Source organism: Pseudomonas sp. W5-36 (assembly GCF_046540455.1).
Taxonomy (GTDB): Bacteria; Pseudomonadota; Gammaproteobacteria; order Pseudomonadales; family Pseudomonadaceae; genus Aquipseudomonas; species Aquipseudomonas graminis_B.
The window spans coordinates 224,718-245,311 of sequence record NZ_JAXCIQ010000007.1 but is presented as its reverse complement, the minus strand read 5'-3'; the positions used below and the strand labels follow the sequence as shown (position 1 = coordinate 245,311).

General features: G+C 61.9%; 22 protein-coding genes. 11 read left to right on the top strand and 11 right to left on the bottom strand.

The annotated features are described in order from the left end of the window. Positions 1 to 153 precede the first annotated feature (153 nt). Positions 154 to 1,077 (bottom strand): LysR family transcriptional regulator, encoded by a 924-nt coding sequence (locus SLW74_RS15090; RefSeq protein ID WP_410929362.1) that lies wholly within the window; start codon positions 1,075 to 1,077, stop codon positions 154 to 156. A 130-nt stretch (positions 1,078 to 1,207) separates the two neighbouring features. Here SLW74_RS15090 and SLW74_RS15085 point away from each other — a divergent pair, with 130 nt between their 5' ends. The 3 genes from SLW74_RS15085 (at position 1,208) to SLW74_RS15075 (ending at position 4,286) form a co-directional block, all read left to right on the top strand. Further along, positions 1,208 to 1,909 carry a CoA transferase subunit A gene (locus SLW74_RS15085; protein ID WP_410929361.1) on the top strand — a complete coding sequence of 234 codons (702 nt, stop codon included), beginning with the start codon at positions 1,208 to 1,210 and terminating at the stop codon, positions 1,907 to 1,909. 80 nt (positions 1,910 to 1,989) lie between these two features. Further along, on the top strand, positions 1,990 to 2,646 hold the full coding sequence (locus SLW74_RS15080; protein WP_410929360.1) for a CoA transferase subunit B: 657 nt from the start codon (positions 1,990 to 1,992) through the stop codon (positions 2,644 to 2,646). Positions 2,647 to 2,867: 221 nt separating this feature from the next. Further along, positions 2,868 to 4,286, top strand: coding sequence for a short-chain fatty acid transporter (locus tag SLW74_RS15075; protein ID WP_410929359.1), 1,419 nt, complete (start codon positions 2,868 to 2,870; stop codon positions 4,284 to 4,286). A gap of 141 nt (positions 4,287 to 4,427) precedes the next feature. Here SLW74_RS15075 and SLW74_RS15070 read toward each other — a convergent pair whose 3' ends face one another. Continuing rightward, positions 4,428 to 4,754, bottom strand: coding sequence for an antibiotic biosynthesis monooxygenase family protein (locus SLW74_RS15070; RefSeq protein ID WP_410929384.1), 327 nt, complete (start codon positions 4,752 to 4,754; stop codon positions 4,428 to 4,430). 4 nt (positions 4,755 to 4,758) lie between these two features. Further along, positions 4,759 to 5,469 carry a CTP synthase gene (locus SLW74_RS15065; RefSeq protein ID WP_410929358.1) on the bottom strand — a complete coding sequence of 237 codons (711 nt, stop codon included), beginning with the start codon at positions 5,467 to 5,469 and terminating at the stop codon, positions 4,759 to 4,761. Between the two features lie 29 nt (positions 5,470 to 5,498). Between SLW74_RS15065 and SLW74_RS15060 the strand changes: the two genes are divergently transcribed. After that, entirely contained in the window at positions 5,499 to 6,437 is a 939-nt protein-coding gene (locus SLW74_RS15060; protein ID WP_410929357.1) for a LysR family transcriptional regulator, read from the top strand. Between the two features lie 308 nt (positions 6,438 to 6,745). Here the strand turns inward: SLW74_RS15060 and SLW74_RS15055 are convergent, their stop codons facing one another. The 4 genes from SLW74_RS15055 to SLW74_RS15040 form a co-directional block, all read right to left on the bottom strand. Beyond that, a complete protein-coding gene (locus SLW74_RS15055; protein WP_410929356.1) occupies positions 6,746 to 7,651 on the bottom strand; it encodes an AraC family transcriptional regulator in 906 nt (301 codons plus the stop codon). Between the two features lie 96 nt (positions 7,652 to 7,747). Further along, the gene (locus SLW74_RS15050) at positions 7,748 to 8,437 is read right to left on the bottom strand and encodes a fumarylacetoacetate hydrolase family protein (RefSeq protein WP_065986237.1); all 690 of its coding nucleotides are present in this window, start codon (positions 8,435 to 8,437) and stop codon (positions 7,748 to 7,750) included. Positions 8,438 to 8,568: 131 nt separating this feature from the next. Next, positions 8,569 to 9,333, bottom strand: a complete 765-nt coding sequence (locus SLW74_RS15045; RefSeq protein WP_410929355.1) for an SDR family oxidoreductase — start codon at positions 9,331 to 9,333, stop codon at positions 8,569 to 8,571. A 42-nt stretch (positions 9,334 to 9,375) separates the two neighbouring features. Beyond that, positions 9,376 to 10,308: a 2-hydroxyacid dehydrogenase gene (locus tag SLW74_RS15040; protein WP_410929354.1), complete on the bottom strand. Its 933-nt coding sequence runs from the start codon at positions 10,306 to 10,308 to the stop codon at positions 9,376 to 9,378. A 414-nt stretch (positions 10,309 to 10,722) separates the two neighbouring features. Here SLW74_RS15040 and SLW74_RS15035 point away from each other — a divergent pair, with 414 nt between their 5' ends. Then, complete coding sequence (locus SLW74_RS15035; RefSeq protein ID WP_410929353.1) at positions 10,723 to 11,175, top strand: DUF2442 domain-containing protein; 453 nt, start codon at positions 10,723 to 10,725, stop codon at positions 11,173 to 11,175. Positions 11,176 to 11,417: 242 nt separating this feature from the next. Then, on the top strand, positions 11,418 to 12,557 hold the full coding sequence (locus SLW74_RS15030; protein WP_410929352.1) for a glycerophosphodiester phosphodiesterase: 1,140 nt from the start codon (positions 11,418 to 11,420) through the stop codon (positions 12,555 to 12,557). 127 nt (positions 12,558 to 12,684) lie between these two features. On the opposite strand, the gene pyrF is transcribed toward SLW74_RS15030, so the two are convergent. Then, a complete protein-coding gene (gene pyrF, locus SLW74_RS15025; protein ID WP_167355761.1) occupies positions 12,685 to 13,383 on the bottom strand; it encodes an orotidine-5'-phosphate decarboxylase in 699 nt (232 codons plus the stop codon). Between the two features lie 175 nt (positions 13,384 to 13,558). On the opposite strand from pyrF, the gene SLW74_RS15020 reads away from it, so the two are divergent. Then, on the top strand, positions 13,559 to 13,726 hold the full coding sequence (locus SLW74_RS15020; RefSeq protein WP_065986232.1) for a DUF2897 family protein: 168 nt from the start codon (positions 13,559 to 13,561) through the stop codon (positions 13,724 to 13,726). A 116-nt stretch (positions 13,727 to 13,842) separates the two neighbouring features. On the opposite strand, the gene SLW74_RS15015 is transcribed toward SLW74_RS15020, so the two are convergent. Beyond that, positions 13,843 to 14,655, bottom strand: a complete 813-nt coding sequence (locus tag SLW74_RS15015) for a substrate-binding periplasmic protein (RefSeq protein WP_244657039.1) — start codon at positions 14,653 to 14,655, stop codon at positions 13,843 to 13,845. 441 nt (positions 14,656 to 15,096) lie between these two features. Here SLW74_RS15015 and SLW74_RS15010 point away from each other — a divergent pair, with 441 nt between their 5' ends. Beyond that, positions 15,097 to 15,639, top strand: coding sequence for an exonuclease domain-containing protein (locus SLW74_RS15010; RefSeq protein ID WP_065986231.1), 543 nt, complete (start codon positions 15,097 to 15,099; stop codon positions 15,637 to 15,639). A 90-nt stretch (positions 15,640 to 15,729) separates the two neighbouring features. After that, complete coding sequence (locus SLW74_RS15005) at positions 15,730 to 16,017, top strand: pyrimidine/purine nucleoside phosphorylase (protein WP_065986230.1); 288 nt, start codon at positions 15,730 to 15,732, stop codon at positions 16,015 to 16,017. 21 nt (positions 16,018 to 16,038) lie between these two features. Here SLW74_RS15005 and SLW74_RS15000 read toward each other — a convergent pair whose 3' ends face one another. Continuing rightward, complete coding sequence (locus tag SLW74_RS15000; RefSeq protein ID WP_410929351.1) at positions 16,039 to 17,817, bottom strand: ABC transporter transmembrane domain-containing protein; 1,779 nt, start codon at positions 17,815 to 17,817, stop codon at positions 16,039 to 16,041. Between the two features lie 252 nt (positions 17,818 to 18,069). Here SLW74_RS15000 and SLW74_RS14995 point away from each other — a divergent pair, with 252 nt between their 5' ends. Both SLW74_RS14995 and SLW74_RS14990 read left to right on the top strand, forming a co-directional pair. Next, the gene (locus SLW74_RS14995; protein WP_166650608.1) at positions 18,070 to 18,246 is read left to right on the top strand and encodes a PA1571 family protein; all 177 of its coding nucleotides are present in this window, start codon (positions 18,070 to 18,072) and stop codon (positions 18,244 to 18,246) included. 165 nt (positions 18,247 to 18,411) lie between these two features. Next, the gene (locus tag SLW74_RS14990; RefSeq protein ID WP_296307430.1) at positions 18,412 to 19,392 is read left to right on the top strand and encodes a zeta toxin family protein; all 981 of its coding nucleotides are present in this window, start codon (positions 18,412 to 18,414) and stop codon (positions 19,390 to 19,392) included. A gap of 1 nt (position 19,393) precedes the next feature. Here SLW74_RS14990 and pdxB read toward each other — a convergent pair whose 3' ends face one another. Then, positions 19,394 to 20,542: a 4-phosphoerythronate dehydrogenase PdxB gene (gene pdxB, locus SLW74_RS14985; RefSeq protein WP_410929350.1), complete on the bottom strand. Its 1,149-nt coding sequence runs from the start codon at positions 20,540 to 20,542 to the stop codon at positions 19,394 to 19,396. Between the last annotated feature and the right edge of the window lie 52 nt (positions 20,543 to 20,594).

The following is a 20,594-nucleotide window of genomic DNA, read 5'->3' as shown; positions in this document are numbered from 1 at the left end:
CGCGGAGCCCCTTACCGTTCGGTTTTTATCTCGGGATGTTTTGAAACAATATGTTTCAACCGGCCGAACCATACCGGATGCGGCATTGCGTCGCAGTTAAATTTTTACAGGATCTGGCCGTTTCGCCGCCGGTCTCCAAAGTGGAATGCGGTATCACCCAGCGGGAGCGAGCTTGCTCGCGAGGGCGGCATTTGAATCCCGCGCGCATTCGATCAGCACCTCGCGCAACCCCTGGGCCGCTGCCGACAGTTGGTGATCCGCCTGGGTCATCAAACCAATACGACGCTCGATGCGCGGGCCTTCCAGGGCAATGCAGCGGGCGCCGAGTTCTTCCATCTGCGCGATGCACAGCGATGGCACCGCGCTGACCCCCAGGCCATTGGCGACCATGCGCCCCACCGTCGACAGCTGATGGCTTTCGAACGCCACCGACAGTTTGCCGTGCTGGCTCTGCAGGTCCTGCTCCAGCAGCAGGCGCACGGCGGACGGGCGTTGCAGGGTGATGAAGTCGTGACGCAGCAGCTCATCCCAACTCACTTCGCGGCGCGCGGCCAGTGGAGAATCTTTCGGCACCACGGCGACAAACCGATCCATGTAGAACGGCGTGAAGATCAGGTTAGTGCCCGCCTCGGGCTCGAAGCCGATGCCCATTTCCACGCGGCGATGCCCGACCATTTCCACCACCTGCTCGTTGATCACGTCGTGCACCGCCACGTTCACCCGTGGGTAGCGCTCGCGAAACACCTTCAGCGCGATGGGCAGCAGATTGCCCGCGTAGGACGGCATGGCGGCCACCGACACCTTGCCCATTTGCAGGGTGAAACGCTGACGCAGGAGTTCCTCGGTGTTGTCCCAATCAGCCAGCAACTGGCGGGCCAGTGGCAGCAAGGCCTCGCCCTCCGGGGTCAGGCTGACATGACGCGTGGTGCGGGTCAGCAACTGCCCGCCCAGGTCTTCCTCCAGCGCCTTGATGGTCAGGCTTAAGGCCGGTTGCGAGACATGCAGCCGTTCGCCAGCCTGAGCGAAACTCAAGCACTGCGCCACTGCCAGAAAGGCCCGAAGCTGCTTAACGTTCATATATTTGGTTTACTTATCAATCGATCAAAAAATCAAAATTAACAAATCACTGCCTGCGAGAGAAGATGCGGCCAACGCTCTCCGATGCTTAGATTGTCGGACACAACTACAAATAAGGCGGGATCTCACCATGGCTGGACTCGACAAACGCGTGGCAACCTACGCTGAAGCCCTCGCCGGGCTGACCGACAACATGACCGTGCTGTCCGGCGGCTTCGGATTATGCGGCATCCCGGAAAACCTCATCGCAGAAATCAAACGCATGGGCGTGAAAGGCCTGACGGTGGTTTCCAACAACTGCGGCGTCGATGGCTTTGGCCTGGGCATCCTCCTGGAAGACCGGCAGATCCGCAAAATGGTCGCGTCCTACGTCGGTGAAAACGCCCTGTTCGAACGCCAGTTGCTCAGCGGCGAGCTGGAAGTCGAGCTCACCCCCCAAGGCACCCTGGCCGAAAAAATGCGCGCAGGCGGCGCCGGCATTCCCGCCTTCTATACCGCCACCGGCTACGGCACCCCCGTCGCGGAAGGCAAGGAAACCCGTCAGTTCAACGGCCGCCATGTGATTCTGGAAGAAGCCATCACCGGCGACTTCGCCATCGTCAAAGGCTGGAAGGCCGACCACTTCGGCAACGTGGTCTACCGTCACACCGCGCAGAACTTCAATCCGGTCGTGGCCACCGCCGGCAAGATCACCGTGGTGGAAGTCGAAGAGATCGTCGAACCCGGCGTGCTGCTGCCCACCGAAATCCACACCCCCGGCATCTATGTCGATCGCGTGATCCTGGGCACGTTCGAGAAACGCATCGAGCAGCGAACCGTCAGAAAAGGCTGACCCAAGCGCACTCGCCCCGATTTCCCCCTTTGTATCTCCGGTTTTCTACAGTCCGGACAGAATAAAAGAGACCCAAGACCATGGCACTCTCCCGCGAACAAATGGCACAGCGCGTTGCGCGCGAACTGCAAGACGGCTTCTACGTGAACCTGGGCATCGGCATTCCGACCCTGGTCGCCAACTACGTCCCGGACGGCATCGACGTGATGCTGCAATCGGAAAACGGTCTGCTCGGCATGGGCGCCTTTCCGACTGAAGAGACCATCGACGCGGACATGATCAACGCCGGCAAACAGACCGTGACCGCACGCAAGGGCGCATCGATCTTTTCGTCGGCCGAGTCCTTCGCGATGATCCGTGGCGGCCACGTCGACCTGACCGTGCTCGGCGCGTTCGAGGTGGACGTCGAGGGCAACATTGCGTCGTGGATGATCCCCGGCAAGCTGGTCAAGGGCATGGGCGGCGCGATGGACCTGGTGGCTGGCGCCGAAAACATCATCGTCACCATGACCCACGCGTCCAAGGACGGCGAATCCAAGCTGCTGTCACGCTGCAGCCTGCCGTTGACCGGCGCCGGCTGCATCAAGAAAGTGCTGACCGACCTTGCGTACCTTGAGATCGAAAACGGCGCCTTCGTGCTGCGCGAAACCGCCCCGGGCGTGACCGTGGATGAAATCATCGCCAAGACCGCCGGCAAACTGATCGTGCCGGATAACGTGATTGAAATGACGTTTTGATCGCCCCGGCAATGGCGCGGTTCTGCAGGATCCGCGTCATGCCCCACGTTTTCGCCACAGCGTAAGCGTTTGCCACACCCGCACCTTTCGTCAGACCGCCCTGCCCCTTCAGCGATGAAGGGGCTTTGCTGTATCTGAACCGGTGCTTTTTTCACGTCACCGCCAACACTTGAAACTGCCGTCCAAAAAACCTGAACAATAACTAAAAAGAGGTAACACACGTGGCCGCCGACATCGAAGAAAGCCGCTCCGCCCGCTTTGCCCTGCGTTGCGCCAAATGGGCGGAACGCTGGTTCCCGGACTCGTGGGTGTTCGCCGCCCTGGCCGTGGTCATCGTCACCTTCGCCACGCTGGTCATCGGCGCCAAACCCGCCGACACCGCCAAAGCCTTCGGTGACGGTTTCTGGAGCCTGATCCCGTTCACCATGCAAATGGCCTTCGTGGTCATCGGCGGTTACGTCGTCGCCAGTTCGCCGCCGGCGGTCAAACTGATCGACCGCCTGGCGCGCCTCCCGAAAAACGGCCGCTCGGCCGTGGCCTGGGTCGCGCTGATCAGCATGGTGGCCTCACTGCTCAACTGGGGATTGTCGCTGGTGTTCGGCGGCTTGCTGGTGCGGGCCCTCGCCCGTCGTACCGATCTGAAAATGGACTACCGCGCCGCCGGTGCCGCGGCTTATCTGGGTCTGGGCGCGGTGTGGGCCCTGGGCTTGTCGTCGTCCGCCGCGCAGCTGCAAGCCAACCCGGCCAGCCTGCCGCCGTCGATTCTGGCGATCACCGGGGTGATTCCGTTCACCCAGACGATCTTTCTCTGGCAGTCCGGGGTAATGCTGCTGGCCTTGTTGGTGGTCTCGATCATCGTCGCCTACGCCACGGCGCCCGGCCCGGCCAACGCCCGCGATGCCAAGGAATGCGGCATCGACCCGAGCTTCAGCCTGCCACCGCTGCCGCCGCGCACCCGCCCGGGCGAATGGCTGGAATACAGCCCGCTGCTGATCATTCTGATGGTCGCGCTGGCGTCCGGCTGGTTGTACAACGAGTTCAGCACCAAGCCCGCCATCACCGCGATTTCCGGCCTGAACACCTACAACTTCCTGTTCATCATGGTCGGCGCGCTGCTGCACTGGCGTCCGCGCAGTTTCCTCGATGCCGTCGCCCGCGCCGTGCCGACCACCACCGGCGTGCTGATTCAGTTTCCGTTGTACGGCTCGATCGCCGCGCTGCTGACAACCGTCAAGGGCGGTGACGCGCAAACGGTCGCGCACCACATCTCGACGTTCTTCACCAGCATCGCCTCCCACGACACCTATGCGCTGCTGATGGGTGTGTACTCGGCGATTCTCGGGTTCTTCATCCCGTCCGGCGGCGGCAAGTGGATCATCGAAGCGCCGTACGTGATGCAGGTCGCCAACGACCTCAAATACCACCTCGGCTGGGCGGTGCAGATCTACAACGCTGCCGAAGCCCTGCCGAACCTGATCAACCCGTTCTACATGCTGCCGCTGCTGGGCGTGCTCGGCCTGAAGGCGCGGGATTTGATCGGCTTCTCGTTCGTGCAGTTGCTGGTGCATACGCCGCTGGTGCTGTTTCTGTTGTGGGTGCTGGGTACGACGCTGGCGTACATCCCGCCGGTCATGCCTTGATGGGATAATTAGGACCGGCTCTGGCCGGGAAGACGTCATTCGCCACACCGCACAATCGAGGGTGCATGTGAAGACTCACAGAGGGGACTGATTTATTTACAGCGCTTCACCGTAAATTAATCTGTCCCCGGCTACGGTACTTCAACTGCCAAAGCTGGACTCCCGCTCCACCCTGGAAACCCGCGTCGTACATTGCCGATACCAGGTCGACCGGCCGCGCTCACGGATTGCTCGATGTTCCGGATGTTCTTTCCAGGCCAGGATCGCGGCTTCATCCGCCCAGTAAGACACAGTGATCCCCAGCCCATCGTCGCCGCGTGCCGACTCCACGCCAAGGAAACCCCGCTGCTGACGAACAAGTTCGAGCATCCGTCGGGCCGCGTCGTCATATTCCGGTGCTTCGAGCTCAGTGCGGATCGAAGTGAAGATCACCGCGTAATACGGCACACCAAAAGTGTTGGCCATCATCATGTCAAATCAACTCCGCCGCGCAGGCGCGCACAAAAGCCTTCACCAGCGGCGGGGTGCTGCCCTCCAGCGCGGCGCGTTCCGGTTGAAACAACGTGGCGACGAAAAACGGATGACCATCGAGTTCCACAGCCCGGACCTCGTCGTCTTCGTCGTAACCCGACACTCTCAGCGGGCCGGCAAACACGTAGGCCTCCAGTTCCTTGCGCAAACCATAACGGCAACGGTAGCGCTCCCGGGTTTCGAGCGAGTTGTACGCAGCGGCAATCCGCGACCCGGCCCGTAGACGAATCGGCGCGAAGGCCTCGACCAGCGAGCAAGTCAAGGGCGTGATGATGGCGTTCTCCGATTCCGGCGCGGTTTCGGCGTGCTCGGCATCGGCCCAGCCCAGATAATTGCGCGCGTACTCCAGCAACGCATGCTGAAAGCCGCCGCACGTCCCGAGGAAGGGCACCTGCCGCTCCCGGGCGAAGCGAATCGTCGTCAGCGCGCCGTCCATGTCGAGGTAGGGGCTGGCCGGCACGCACCAGATGCCCGCGAACCCCTGCAGGCTCGCGCCATCCCCGATGTCCGTCGTCGGGACCCACGTTGCCTGGACGTCGAGCCCCGTTTCGTTCGCCACCCTGTCCAGCGCCACGGGTATCGCTTGATGCGCCGGCACGCTCGGGTCGTAGTCTCCCACCAACGCGATTCGGATTTTCTGCCGCTGAGTCATGTGTGCTCCCTGATATCAAAACGCTTTGCATGAGGTCCGGGGGCGACTATAAGCTTGTCGTTCTGCAATCAGAATTGGCGTCCAGGCAAGTGATCAATGCAGCTGCGCACTATCGAATCAATCATGCCGACCTCACCCTCATCCTCGCGCTGGTGCGTGGGCGGACGCTGGCCAAGGCCGCTGAACTGCTGAGGGTCGATGTCTCGACGGTGTTTCGCGCGGTGCGTCGGATGGAAAAGGCGGTGGGCACGGCGCTCTTCGACAAGAGCCGCGCTGGCTACGTACCGACCAGCGCAGCACTGGCGCTTGCCCAGCAGGCCGAAAGTGCCGAGAACGCGCTGGCCCTCGCGCAATTGAGCCTTGAGCAGGGCCGGCAAGTCGTCAGCGGCACCGTGCGCCTGACCTGTACCGAAGCTGTTCTGCAAAGCCTGTTGCTCCCCGCCCTGAGCCGCTTCATGCCGGACTACCCGGGCCTGCGCCTGGAACTGAACACCTCCAGCACCTTTGCCAACCTGAGCCGCCGCGACGCCGACATCGCGCTGCGTCTGACCAACACACCGCCTGAGCACTTGGTCGGGACTCGCCTGGGCACGGTTGTGTATCGGGTCTGTTCGAGCGAGGCCTACGCGCAACGCTGCGGTGATCGGGCCCTCGACGACATGGCCTGGATCGCCCCCGACGATTTCCTCCCCGATCACCCGACCGTGATGTGGCGCCGGCAGCATCTGCCCGGCGTGAACCTCGCTTATCGCTGCAGCTCCATGCTGGCAGTGGCGCAACTGGTGCGCGCAGGCATGGGTGTGGCAGCGCTGCCGGATTTCATGGTTCGGGACAGCGAGGTTCAGCCCATTACTGAAGCGCTCGCAGGGCATGGCACCGGGCTGTGGCTGCTGACCCGGCCGGATTGCCGGGCGCTGCGCTCGGTGTCGGCGCTGTTCAGCGAGCTGACCAAGGCGATTGAGCTGTAGGCAGAAGGCGCCAGATTGATGCCAGCTGTGTCGACGCCTTCCCGGCTAAAGCCGGTCCCACTAACTAGGCGTTGTTCAGGTAGCCTGGGTTCAGGCAGGAAAGAAGTCAGCACATTGAGATTGAGCGGGCAAGATGCTTTCAGTGGGACCGGCTTTAGCCGGGAAGAGGCCAGTCCCGGCGCCATCACTTTCTCGCTCGAACGGGGACAGATTAATTTACGGTGAAGCGCTGTAAATAAATCAGTCCCCTTTAAAACCCTAAAACCGGTAAATAAATCAGTCCCCTTTAAAACCGTTCCAAACCCTCTTCAACCACCCCGCCGCTCCCGGCGAAACTGCCCCGGCGGCATGCCGTGGGCTTTGCGAAAACGCCGCGAGAAATAGGCTTCGTCGGTGAACCCGCAGATCTCGGCGATGTGGCTCAAGGGTTTGCTGCTGTTCATCAAATGCGTGCGCGCCAGCCGCATGCGCCGCTCCAGGACCAGTTCGGAAAAGCTGCTGCCGGTTTCCTTGCGCAGCAGGTGGGTCAGGTAATTGGGCGACAAAAAGGCCGCCGCCGCGGCATCGGTGAGGGTCATGGCCGGATCGGCGATGTGCGCGCGAATGTAGTCGATCACCCGGCCCATCGCATCGCGCCGTCCCCGCCGCTCGGCCTTGTTCGCGGACAGCGCCAGCAACTGCGCTTCGTAGCGATTGCACACCGTGCCGATCAACTGCAGCAGACACCCTCGCAGGATCGCGCCTGAACCCAATGGCCTGGCGCGATCCATGTCGCGCATCCGCATCAACAGCGCGGTTACCTCAGCAAAGTCAGCGTCGTCGAGTGTGAAATCCACATGCTCCTGAAACCGGAACGGCGCCAGCTCGGGTGCCTCGGCCACAGGCACATCTTCAAGGTCCATCGGATCGCACTGCAGATGCTGCAGGAGAAATTCCTGAGAGAAATTGATCAGCACAAAATTGCCGTCTTCGGGGTGCGGAATCACGTGCAGTCGATGGGGCAGGATGAACGCCAGGGTGTTGCGCGGAAATGGCCTGACCGCGCCACCGATGTGCTGCACGGTGTCGCCGCCGAGGTTGATCTGGATCTGGAAATATTCATGGCGATGGGGCGCTGTCAGCGCGGGTCGGGCGGACTTGTCACGGATGTAGAAATCCATGCGGTCGCTGCGCTGCTGCATGCCATAGGTCTGGATGCGGGACGGATGGGCCATCGCTGAAACACCTGAAATCGCTGGTTCGGACTGCCCCATGGTAGGGCAACGGCAGCAGCCGGACCAATCGATTATCAGGCGGGCATCCACATCGGATCAGCCAATTGTCACACTGAGTTCGGCAATGCCTTCGATCCCGGCGGTGAGCACATCGCCACGCTGCAACGCACCTACACCGGCCGGCGTGCCGGTGTAGATCAGGTCGCCCGCCTTGATCCCGACCGACTGCGACAGGTGCGCAATCACGTCCCGCACAGCCCAGATCTGGTCAGACAGATCGCCGCGCTGACGGCGCTCGCCATTGATGTCGAGCCAGATCGCCCCGGCTTCCGGGTGGCCGATCTCGCTGACCGGACGCAACGGTGTGGCAGGCGCAGAGGCGTCGAAGGCTTTGGCCCACTCCCACGGCCGGCCCATTTTCTTGGCCTGCGCCTGCAAGTCGCGGCGCGTCAGGTCCAGACCGACGCCGTAGCCCCAGACGTGGGCCAAGGCATCCTGCGGGTCGATGTTCACGCCGTCCTTGCCAATCGCCACGACCAGCTCGATCTCGTGATGAAGGTCCTCGGTGAGCGGCGGGTAGGCAATCCGGCCTTCGGCGGGCACCACGGCATCGGCGGGCTTCATGAAGAAGAACGGCGGCTCGCGGTCGGGGTCGTGGCCCATTTCCCGGGCGTGGTCGGAATAATTGCGGCCGACGCAGAAAACCCGACGAATCGGAAAGCGGCCGGACGTCCCGGCGACGGCCAGGGACGGTGTGGCAACGGGGGCGATAACGAACTCGGTCATGGCAGTGTCCTCGATTGAAGGTGGCGCGGCATGGGTTGAGTGTGGCGATTGATCCTTCAGCCGGGTTGGACGGATCCCGCCAGCTCTTGGACAAAACAACGCAACTCAACGCAACGAGCCGCCCCGGTCAATCAGCCACGTCCCACAAACGGCATGCTGCTGGCCATGACAGTCATGTTCAGCACGTTGGCCGACAGTGGCAGCCCGGCCATGTAACTCACCGCTTCAGCCACGTGCTGCACATTCATGGTCGGCTCGACTTGCAGCTCACCGTCAGGCTGCAAGACGCCTTTGGTCATGCGATCGGTCATTTCAGTCAGGGCGTTGCCAATGTCGATCTGACCGCAGGCGATATTGAATTGCCGGCCGTCCAGCGCGGTGCTTTTGGTCAGGCCCAGCACGGCGTGTTTGCTGGACGTATAAGGCGAGCTGAAGAGACGTGGCGTGTGCGCGGAAATCGAGCCATTGTTGATGATCCGGCCGCCTTGGGGCACTTGGCGCCGCATCAGGCCGAACGCTGCACGCACGCACAAAAACATCCCGGTGACGTTGGTGTCGATGACGTTCTTCCACTGCTCGACCGACAGCTCATCCATCGGTACAGCGGGTGCGCCGATGCCGGCGTTATTGAACGAAACGTCCAGCCGGCCGAAAGTGCGTTCAATGGTAGCGAACAGCGCCTCGACACTGGCCGGATCGCGCACGTCCGTCGGCACCGCCAGCGCCTGCTGACCGGCAGCCTCGGCCTGTTCAACCAGCGCCTGCAACGGTTCAGACCGACGACCGGCCAGCACGACAGCAAAACCGTCGGCCAGTAATTGCAGCGCCACAGCACGGCCAATGCCGCTCCCGGCGCCCGTCACCAAAGCAACTTTCAACACAGAAGATGAAGACATGCACGATTCCTTTTTTGTCAGAGAGTGCCAGACCACTGATCGTCAGCTGTGAACAGGCGTCAGCACCGGCTTGCCCGCGTAAAACGCCAGCAGGTTGTCGGCAACCCTTTGCACGGTGTCGCGCGATGCTTCCGGCGACAGCCCCGCAAGGTGCGGCGTGAGAACCACGTTGTTCAGCGCCTTCAAGGCATCGGGGACCTGCGGTTCATCGTCGAACACGTCCAGCGCCGCCCCAGCCAGGCGGCCCTGCTTGAGCGCGTCGATCAGCGCATCGGTGTCGACAACACTGGCCCGGGCGATGTTGACGATGAAGCCCTCGGCGCCCAACGCTTCGATGGCGGCCTTGTCGATCAGGTGCCGCGTCGACCCGCCGCCCGGCGTTGCCACCACCAGAAAGTCAGACGCTTCCGCCAGCGCCAGCGGCGTCGCGCAATACTTGAAATCCACGCCCGCCCGGGGCGAACGGCTGTGATAGTTGATGACCATGTCAAACCCCTGCGCGCGTTTGGCGATGGCCATCCCGACCGAGCCAAGGCCGAGAATGCCCAGGCGTTTGCCGGCGAACGAGGGCCGTGTGACCTTGCGCCATTCGTTGCGGCGTACCGACGCGTCGGCCTGGGGAATGTCGCGGACCGCCGCCAGCAGCAAGGCCATCGCGTGGTCCGCCACCGTCGGAGCATTTACCCCTGCCCCGTTGGTCACCACGATGCCTCGCGCTTCGGCGGCTTCGAGGTCGACGCGCTCGTAGCCCGCCCCGATCACACAGATGATGCCGAGGTTTGGCAGCGCGGCCATTTCCTCGGCGGTGAACCCCAACGGGCCACGGGTCAACACGGCGTCAATCTCCTCGCCCCCGTTCGCCACCGCCTCGGCGCGCATCGCCGGCGTCGGCGCCAGAATCAGGCGAAAGCCGCTGCTTTCCAGAATCGGCAAATACATGTTCACGCTCTCAACCAGCACCAACACCGTTTTCATCATCCCTCCGCTGCGCGAAATTCGTGGAGCTGACAGTAGCGCGAGTGAGAGCGGTTGGGCAGGGTTGCCAACCATAAAAAAATCCTGAGCCGGAACGGTGCACGCCCCTCTGCGGCCCCCCCGGTCAACTTTTGTTGCTGTTGAGTTCTGGCTCATTGCGCTGATCCACGTTCAACTCTGTTGGCTGCAGCTGGACCATTAATCGTACCTGCGCAAGGCAAGGGACTGCTGGTGGCGTAGCCGCAGCACACTTTGCCTGGAGAATATGGGATGGAGCTCACGGTCCGAAGAAGTCGTCTCTAACCACCTTGATCAGCCTCAGATATCAAAGATCGTCAAAAGCACCTATGACGCTTACACCTATAAAACGCAGCTGTACCTCGCAGGGTACGTCGATCCACTGGAGATTGAGTTATGAAGACGATCAAAGCGCGGGAACATGATGATCAGCCCGTTACCCAGCGGGTCCTTAATCAGGCCATCGATCAGGGCCGCAAACACACTGCGCAGAGCATTCAGCCGACAACGTTACGTTTTCTGAGTGAGCTGAATGCTTTGGCCATCGGTTTTTCTGACCAGACAGCCCTCCTCCTCCCTGTCGCCAATTACCGCGAGCTGCGCGAGCTCTCAGTCGACGAGCTCGAGCAGATCGAGTTGGGCTTCGGCGGCAAGGCTATCTGCCTTGCGCATCGCGATTTGCACCTGTCGATCTCGGGCATGATTTCGGCAAGCGAGTCGCTCATGGGCGTTGCCGGTAGCCTGATCGCGGCGCGGAACGGACGGCGTGTCAGTGCGGCAAAAGCCACCGCTTCGAAGGCTAACGGGGCAAAAGGCGGGCGACCGCGCAAGAAAGTCGCCGAGACGTAGTCGACCGTTAGCGCCCGTCGGCACCTCAATGTCATAAAAAACCCGGAAACTGGTGGCGCTCAATCGCCACTCAAACCGACAGCAACCCCCCGCATAACGACAACCCAGGTTGCCCGTCATGCCCGTTGCTGTTTAAGGTCTGCCCCCTGCGACACCCGATTTCGTCACGACAAAACGATGTGCCACGCGGTGCGGCAACGGCTGCGCCATGAACGGACATGCAGAAAAGGAACGTCAGAACCATGTTGAAAGGATTATCCAGAACGTTGAGCGGCGCCGCGATTGCCGGCGTGTTGTTGTCATCTGCCGTGGCCATGGCCGCCGCTGACACCGGCAACGCACCGGGTCGGGCGCTGGCGGCGAAGATCGGTGTGCCGTGGCCGGCGGTGATTGCCCATCGCGGTGCTTCGTTCAATGCGCCCGAGGAGACTATTCCTTCCTACACGCTGGCCCGCGAACTGGGCGCGGACTACCTGGAGATGGACATTCAGCGCACCAGGGATGGCGTGCTCATCGCGCTGCATGACAACACGCTGGAGCGCACGACCAACATCGCCGAGGTCTATCCGCAACGGGCCAAGGACCCGCTGAACACCTTCACGCTGGAAGAAATCAAGCGCCTTGACGCCGGCTCCTGGTTCAACAAGGCCTACCCCGATCGCGCCCGCGCCACCTACGCCGGGCTGAAGATTCTGACGCTGGACGAAGTCATCGACATCGCCGAAGGCGGCAAGAACAAGCCCGGTCTGTACATCGAAACCAAGGTGCCGGCACAGTTCCCGGGGATCGAAGAAGATTTGAAGAAGAAACTCGATCAGCGCGGTTGGCTGAGCCAGCGCCCTGCCGCCGAGAAAGGCTACGTCAACGTCGCCCACATGCCGGGCCGCGTCGTGCTGCAGACCTTTGAGAAACCAAGCCTGGAATTGCTGCAGAAGAGCATGCCCGACACGCCGAAAGTGCTGCTGCTGTGGCTGGGTGACGGCTCGATCGAAACGGCTTCGGGCAAGACATTCAAGGATTCGGGCGCAAAGGACAAGGCCAGCTTCTACGCCAGCCAGCAGGTGAAATCGAAAGAGGAATTCGCCGCCTGGGTGGATTGGGCCAAAGCCCACGGCGCCGTAGGGACCGGGCCGTCGGCAGCGCTGAAGAACGGCGGGGACCAGAGCTACAGTGACCTGGTGCAGCCGTGGATGAACAAAATGGCCCATGATCGCGGGATGATCGTTCACCCGTACACCGTAGATGACGCCGTGGATTTCAAGACGATCAGCGAACAAGGCGTGGACGGGTTCTTCACCAACCGGGCTTCGGAATTGCTGAAGTTCTACGGCCGGCCATCGAAGGAAAGCATGGACTCGATCCTGAAACGCAGCGGTTTCTGAGTGAGAAACCGGTGGTACGGGATACGCGCGATTACGACGTGTGACGCGGTACCTTGTGTCGCTCACATACCGTGATCGCGGGCAAGCGCGCTCCTGCAGGATCGAGTCCAGCAGCCGCCGGCGTGCTTTACGCCAGCTCTGCCACCACCGCAGCCAATGCTTTCGCCGGATCGGCCGCCTGGCTGATCGGGCGGCCGATCACCAGATAATCAGACCCCGCATCCAGTGCCTGACGCGGCGTCAGGATGCGGCGCTGATCATCCAGCGCACTGCCAGCCGGACGAATGCCCGGGGTCACCAGTTGCAGTGACGGATGCGCGGTTTTCAGCGCCTGGGCCTCCAGTGCGGAACACACCAGACCGTCCATCCCGGCTTTTTCAGCCAGCGCCGCCAACCTAAGCACTTGCTCCTGGGGCTCGATGTCCAGACCGATCCCGGCCAGATCCTCGCGTTCCATGCTGGTCAGCACGGTGACGCCGATCAACAGCGGCTTGGGGCCGGTGCGCTGATCCAGCACGTCACGGCAGGCCGCCATCATGCGCAGGCCGCCTGAGCAGTGCACGTTGACCATCCATACGCCCATCTCAGCAGCGGCCTTGACTGCCATCGCCGTGGTATTGGGAATGTCATGGAATTTGAGGTCCAGAAACACGTCGAAGCCCTTGCCGTTAAGGGTTTCGACGATGTCCGATGCACAGCTGGTGAACAGCTCCTTGCCCACTTTGACCCGGCACAGCTTGGGGTCCAGCTGATCAGCCAGATTCAACGCGGCTTCGCGGGTCGGGAAATCCAGGGCGACGATGATGGGGGTCTGGCAGGCGGACATGAGCGGGTTCTCTGGCAAGTCGAAATCGGCGCGCATTGTAGCCGAACATCCCGCAGGACGGGACCCGGCAATCGGTAAATGCCTGCCCGACACGCACCAGGCGTCGGGCATCTTCTACAATTGAACCACTGGGCAGCGTCGCTGCTCCAACCTCTATCACAAGAAGGAGAGCGTTATGCCCTGGTATGCCTGGTTAATTCTGGTCGTTGCAATCGGCTCGATCGTCGGCGGTCTGCTGATGCTCAAGGACTCAGCGAAGAAACTGCCCCTGACTGATGAACAGCTCAAGCGTGTCCACGAGCGCAATGCCGAGATGGACGCAAAAGAAGCGCGGGACCGCTGAGTCAGCCCGCCAAACGATACGGTTAAAGCCCATTGCGGGAGCACGCTGCCGGCGCTCCCGCATCGCGCCCTCCCCCTCTTGCGCCGCGCTTCCTCCGCCGGTAATAGGTGCCCTCGTCAGTCCCCCTCCTTCCTGTCGCCCAACGCCACCGCGCGACGGGTGGACTGCGGTGTCACCGCGATACGAAACGGCTGAAAGATTTTGAACATCTCCCCGTTCTCCCGGAGCTGCCGCAGCAGTTCGCTGAAGCGCTCGCCGCTGATGGGCGCATCCGGACGCAACAGCGCGTAGTGGCGATAGACCTGATCCACCCGGTCCGAGATCAGAAACTGATCGGCGTCCTGCGGGTTGTTCGACATGAACGTGCTCAGGTAGGAGCGCGTCACCAGGGCGATGTCCGCGCGGTCACGCAGCACCATCAGCAAGTTGCTGTCGTGGGAATAGGTCAGCGTGGCGTTGTAGTTGTCGGCAAGAAATTTAGGGTCGGGGTCGAACCCCGCGAACGCATAGTGATAGCCGCTGAACAGCGCAAGGCGCTTGCCATGCAGCTCATCGAAATAGGTCTGGGTCCTGCCCTTCAAGCGATGGGCGACAAACACTTCAGCGTCTTCGAGCCCCATATCGACCGCTTCGTGGGGAATGCCTTTCCAGCCCCAGTCGGGGTTTTCAAAAATGGCCATGTCGAAGCGTGCCTGCTGGAAATCGCGAAACCGGCGCGGGATGGACGTGGGCACCGCTTCGAAGCGGTATTCGGTCTGCATCGCGTTCAGTGCGCTGATCATCTGCGGCAGCAGCCCGGTGTCTTCGCCGCGCTCGGGACGAATCGTATACGGCGGGAAATGCGCTGCACCAATGCGCACGATCTGGGTCGCACCGACCTGCCAGGCCCACAGCGTTGTGGTCGTGAACAGCAGGGTTTTAAAAACCATCCGCATGGGCGTGGATATCAAGAAAAGGCACCTCAGGCGAAACGGAGTACGTAAGCTATGCGTTCGCGATCAATTAGACAACGGTCAAACGGAAGCTAAATCGCCTCTGTCGTTCCAACTCTCGCCCTCCTTGCGCCTTGCTGCCCCCTTTCCCTTTTAGCCCACATCCGGGCTGAAGCTGTCCTTGTCCTGTGCATTATCGACCGCGCAGCGCTTTATGTGAGGACCAATGCGCCTGCAATTTATGCCGAGGGATGGGGGCCAGGCAAGCGCTGTCCCGGCCATATGCAAGTCAGGCGCTACAAAAGACGCTGGCCCGGCAAACCTTCCTGCCCGCCGCGAGTCCCAATCATGGATCATCTGCGCCGGCAGTTGGACGTAAGGGCCGTGATGTGGCTACGCTCCAGGGCGCTGCCGCAGGTTATGAGACAGGAGTTCGAAATGCCCTACTGGCTGGTGATAGACCTGGAGGCCACCACCGAAGAGGGCGGGTGGCCGGTGGCGGAAATGGAAATCATCGAAATCGGTGCGTCGCTGGTCAATCAGGACGGGCGCGAAATCGACCATTTCGAACGTTACGTGCGGCCCATGCGCCGGCCGTTGCTCACGCCCTTCTGCCGCGAGCTGACGCACATTCGGCAGAGCGTCATCGACAGCGCCTTGACGCTGCCCGCCGTATGGCCACAGTTCGAACGCTGGATCGCCCAACACCGCGAGCGACTGGTGGCCTGGACCAGTTGGGGCGATTACGACCGCCAGCAACTGCAACAGGATTGGCATCAGCACCGGCTCGCCAGCGAACTCGCCACCCTGCCCCACATCAACCTGAAACAACGCTTCGCCAAAGCCCGTCACCTGCAAAAGCCCTGTGGCCTGAACACCGCGCTGCAACTGGCGGGAATGCATTTCAACGGCCAGCAGCACCGGGCGTTGTCAGACGCGCGCAATACCGCACGGTTGTTACCGCTGGTGATTCCCGGCTAGGGCGTGACGCATTTATCAAAGCGGATGACGGCCTTTTATACGTTCGGCATACTGTCCGGCCCTTTCCAGCCCTTCCCAAGGAATTCAGCCATGTTCAAGGTCAACGAGTATTTCGACGGTACCGTCAAATCCATCGCCTTCAAGCAAGCAGCAGGCGACGCGACCATCGGCGTCATGGCTCCCGGAAAATACAACTTCGGCACCGGCGACCGGGAAATCATGCACGTGATCTCAGGCGAGCTGAAAGTGCTGCTGCCGGGCGCCAATGATTGGGAAACATTCAAAGCCGGCACGGATTTCAAGATCCCGGCGAACGTCAAATTCGACGTCGAAGCCACCGAAGAAACCGCCTACCTCTGCGAATACCGCAAAGACTGATACGCAGATTCAGGCCGGCGCTCAGCCGGCCTGCTCCACCCCGGCATTGAACTGCAAGGCTGCCAGCCGCGCGTACAGCGGGTTGCTGGCAATCAGCTCGCGGTGGGTTCCCACCGCGACCAATCTCCCCTGATCCATGACAGCAATTCGGTCTGCGTTCTGCACCGTCGCCAGTCGGTGGGCGATCACCAGGGTCGTGCGGCCCTTCATCAACGTTGGCAACGCCTGCTGAATCAGGTACTCGCTCTGGGCATCCAGTGCGCTGGTGGCCTCGTCGAGCAACAGAATCGGCGCATCGGCCAGCAAAGCCCGGGCGATCGCCAACCGCTGACGCTGCCCGCCCGACAAGCCCATGCCGCCGTCACCCAGGTGCGTCTGATAACCCTGGGGCAGCAGTTGAATGAACTCATGGGCATGGGCAATCCGCGCCGCGGCCTCCACCTGCTCGACACTCGCCGCCGGGTTGCCGTAGCGAATGTTGTCCTCCACCGAGCCGAAAAACAGCGCAGGGGTCTGTGACACCCAGGCGAAGCACCGGCGCAGGTCCAGGGGATCAAGGCGTTCGGCGGGGATGCCTTCAATCAACACGCGGCCCTGTTGCGGGTCATAGAAGCGCAACAGCAGGTCGAACAAGGTCGACTTGCCCGCGCCCGAAGGCCCGACCAGCGCCAGGGTTTCCCCCGCTTCGACGCTCAGGCTCAAGCCGTCTACGGCATTGCGTTCCGGGCGCGAGGGGTAGGCAAAACTGAGGTTTTCCAGCGCCAGGCGACCGCTGATGCGCTCGGGCAGCGTGAGCAGATCGCTGGCGGGCGCAGTGATTTCGCTGCGCGCCTGCAGCAACTCGCTGATCCGCTCTGCCGCGCCCGCCGCCCGTTGCATTTCCCCGATCACCTCGCTGAGGGTGCCAAACGCGCTGCCGACGATCAGGCTGTAGAACACGAACGCTGCCAGCTCGCCCCCGGAGATGCGGCCGGCAATCACGTCCATCCCGCCGACCCAGAGCATCACACCCACCGCGCCCAGCACCAGCACAATCACCAGGGTAATCAGCCACGAGCGCTGCAGAATACGCTTGCGTGCCGTCTCGAAGGCGCCTTCGGCGGTCTGCGCGAAACGCTGTCGATCCTGCTCCTGATGGTTATAGGCCTGGACGGTTTTGATCTGCCCCAGGGCCTCGGACACGTAGCTGCCGACATCCGCCACGCGGTCCTGGCTCTCCCGCGACAGGCTGCGCACACGCCGCCCGAAAATCAGAATCGGCGCGATCACCAGCGGCAATGCCACGACGACGATGCTGGTGAGCTTGGGGTTGGTGAAGAACAGCAGGATGATTCCGCCAATGACCATCAGCGCGTTGCGCAGGAACATCGACAGCGACGAGCCGATCACCGATTGCAGCAGCGTGGTGTCGGCGGTCAGGCGCGACTGGATTTCCGAGCTGCGGTTGTTCTCATAGAAGCCCGGGTGGAGGCTGACCAGATGGTCGAACACCTGCTTGCGCAGATCGGCGACCACCCGTTCGCCGATCCACGACACCAGATAAAACCGCGCGAAGGTGCCGATGGCGAGGGCGATCACCAGCCCCATGAACAGGCCGATGGTTTCATTGAGCAGCGTCGGCGAACGGGTCATGAACCCCTGATCGACCATCAGCCGGATGCCTTGCCCCATCGACAGCGTGATGCCGGCGGTGACCACCAGCGCGAGCAACGCGCCGAGGGCTTGCTTGCGGTACGGAGCGATCATGCGCAAGGCAAGACGAATGGCATGCCGCTGACGGCCGGAAAAAACTGAAGCCATGGGGAACACTCGCAAGACGAATCAGTCGCAGAGCCTACACCTCCCTCCCCGCGCACGCTCGTCAGCTTTCGCTGAACTCTGCGCGCCGCCGTCAGTCATGGATTGTTCTCACGCCCTGCGTGCATGGGCCTTGCACACCGCCTTCCCCGACGACTCGCGACCGCGACGCAGATCGGCCGCAGCAGGTGTCACGGCGCAGTCACGCGGGCGTGGCTACTATGAACGCGCAACCCCCTGATGAGGAGACAGCCCATGAGCTTGCAAAGCAGCAGCAATCAAGAACCCGTGTTCCGCCCGCAACCTGAGCTGCAACTGGGCGGCGCGATTCTCGACAGAAACGGGCAGGAAATCCTGATCACTGAAGAAATGGTTCAGGCTGCCTGTCAGGAATGCGAGAAGTACTGGGTGCAGCCCGAAAAACAAGATTGATGCACAGATCTGCCTGAAACCCGGCCATGGCGCCGGGTTTTTTATGGGCGCGATAAACATTCTGCAATACACAGCGCGTTTATTCCGTTGCCCATCGGCGGGCACTCCGATTACGTCCTTGGGACTTTCAACAGTCAATCCGACTCAACTCAAGGAAGACCTGCCATGACCGACACTCACTACGCCTACACACCAAAAGAACTGGATGCCGTATTTGAGGCAGTTGTGAATACCATCTTCGATGTGCCGAAGGACATTGCAGACGATGGGCAGCCCGCCCCGAAAATTCTGGTGGTCGCCGGCGTACAAGGGTCCGGCAAGACCTACATGCTGAACAACACGCTGCTCAAGATTCCCGGATACGGCAACTACGTGCATCTTTATCAGGAATATTTTCGCGAGCTGCACCCGCGCTATGCCGAGTTCGCCGATCAGGACGTGACCCGCCGCTACAAGCACACTGAAACCTTCATCTGGGAGCTGTGCAGCCGCATCTTTGCGTATGCCCACAGCAACACGTTCAACATCGTGATGGAAACCGCACTGGACACCAAAGCCTTCGCCACGGTGATCTCGGGCCAGGCACTGGCCGCCTACCAGTTCGACGTTCACCTGATTGGCTGCAAGAAGGATTTCGTGCACCTTTCAACCATCAGGCGCGCCTTCAACGCGCTGGAAGCCGGGACCCTCGAGCGTTTTGTCGATATCGCCACCATCGAGACGAGCATCGAGAACGCCGAGGTCATTCTCAATGCGTTCGAGGAGGCTTGCATGAGGGTGAGCGGCTCCACCATCACCCTGTACGAGCGCGGATTCGGTGAGCTCAAAGACCGCAAAAAAATCTGCAGCAGCCGCTGTGATCGAGTGGACTCGCTGACCCCGTACGTGTTCACCAATGAACAAGGCACAGAAATCACGTTGCAGGAACAGGTGCACCGGATCGAACGCAGCGAAGCGTTACCCACCCCCTGCAGCTTTGCCAGCTTCATCGCGCTGATCCAAGCCCCTGTCTCAGGCGCTGAAGATCGCCTGGAAGCCTGGCAAGAGGCCTACACCGCACTCCCGAGAATGCGCCGATTCTGGCAGCACGTTCCGCCCCGCCTGCCCGAGACACTCTGGTCTTACATCAAAAAATACAGCGAGTGACTCACGCGGTGACAACGGTGGCGCCCAAGGCCTCGACGATCTGACTCAACGTCGTCGACTCACCGTTGAGGCGAACCCGCAGGCTGTCGATTTCCCGACGGGGCGGATAATGCTTGCGCAGGGCATCGAAGGCCAGGCGCTGGCTCTGGGCATCCCCCACCACACTGCGGCGGAAATCCGCGTCATCGCGGCGCGGATCGTACACGCCGCGACACAGCGTGTTCAGCGCCCAGACCGGGTCCGTGGCGGCATCCAGCGTGACCTCGGCCAGCCACGGCTTGGGCAGCAGATCTTCAAGACGAATGTTCGCCGGTTGCTCAAGGTGCGCACACAGGGCCTGATAGATTTGCGCCGTGCCGCGCTGCCGGCCGTCGAGGCTGTAGCCGGCGATGTGCGGGGTGCCGATGACGCACAGCTCGGCCAGTTCGACGTCGACCGCCGGTTCTTTCTCCCAGACGTCCAGCACCGCTTGCAGATCTTCGCGCTCCAGCAGCACTTCGCGCAGGGCGGCATTATCGACCACCGGGCCGCGCGCGGCGTTGATCAGCCAGGCGCCCGGCTTGAGCTGCTGCAGCCGGGCGCGGTCGAACAGGTGCCAGGTGGGCGTGTCGCCGGTTTTATCCAGCGGTGTGTGCAGGCTGATCACATCGCAGCGGGCAATGATCTCGTCGAGGCTGACGTAATCGCCGCCCTCGCTGGCCTGACGCGGCGGGTCGCAGACCAGGACGCTCCAGCCCAGGCCGCGCAACACCTTGATCAAGCGACCGCCGACCTGCCCCGCGCCGACCACGCCGTAGGTGCGACCGGCGAGGCCGACGCCTTCGATTTCCGCGAGGGTCAGCAGGCTGCCCAGCACGTAGTCCACCACGCCGCGGGCATTGCAGCCCGGGGCGCTGGACCATTGAATGCCGGCTTCTTTGAAGTAATCGAGGTCGAGGTGATCGGTGCCGATGGTGCAGGTCCCGACGAATCGTACGGGCGTGCCTTCGAGCAAGGCGCGGTCGACCCGGGTCACCGAGCGCACCAGCAGGATATCGGCCTCGGCGACGGCGGCGCGGTCGAGTGTGCGGCCCGGGTAACGCTGGATATCACCGATGCCTGCGAAAAAGGCGTCGAGCAAGGGAATGTTTTCGTCGGCAACTATGCGCATGTCAGGGCTCCTGGAGTGGCCGCAGTGTAGGCGCCAGCGTCCTGTCGAGCCA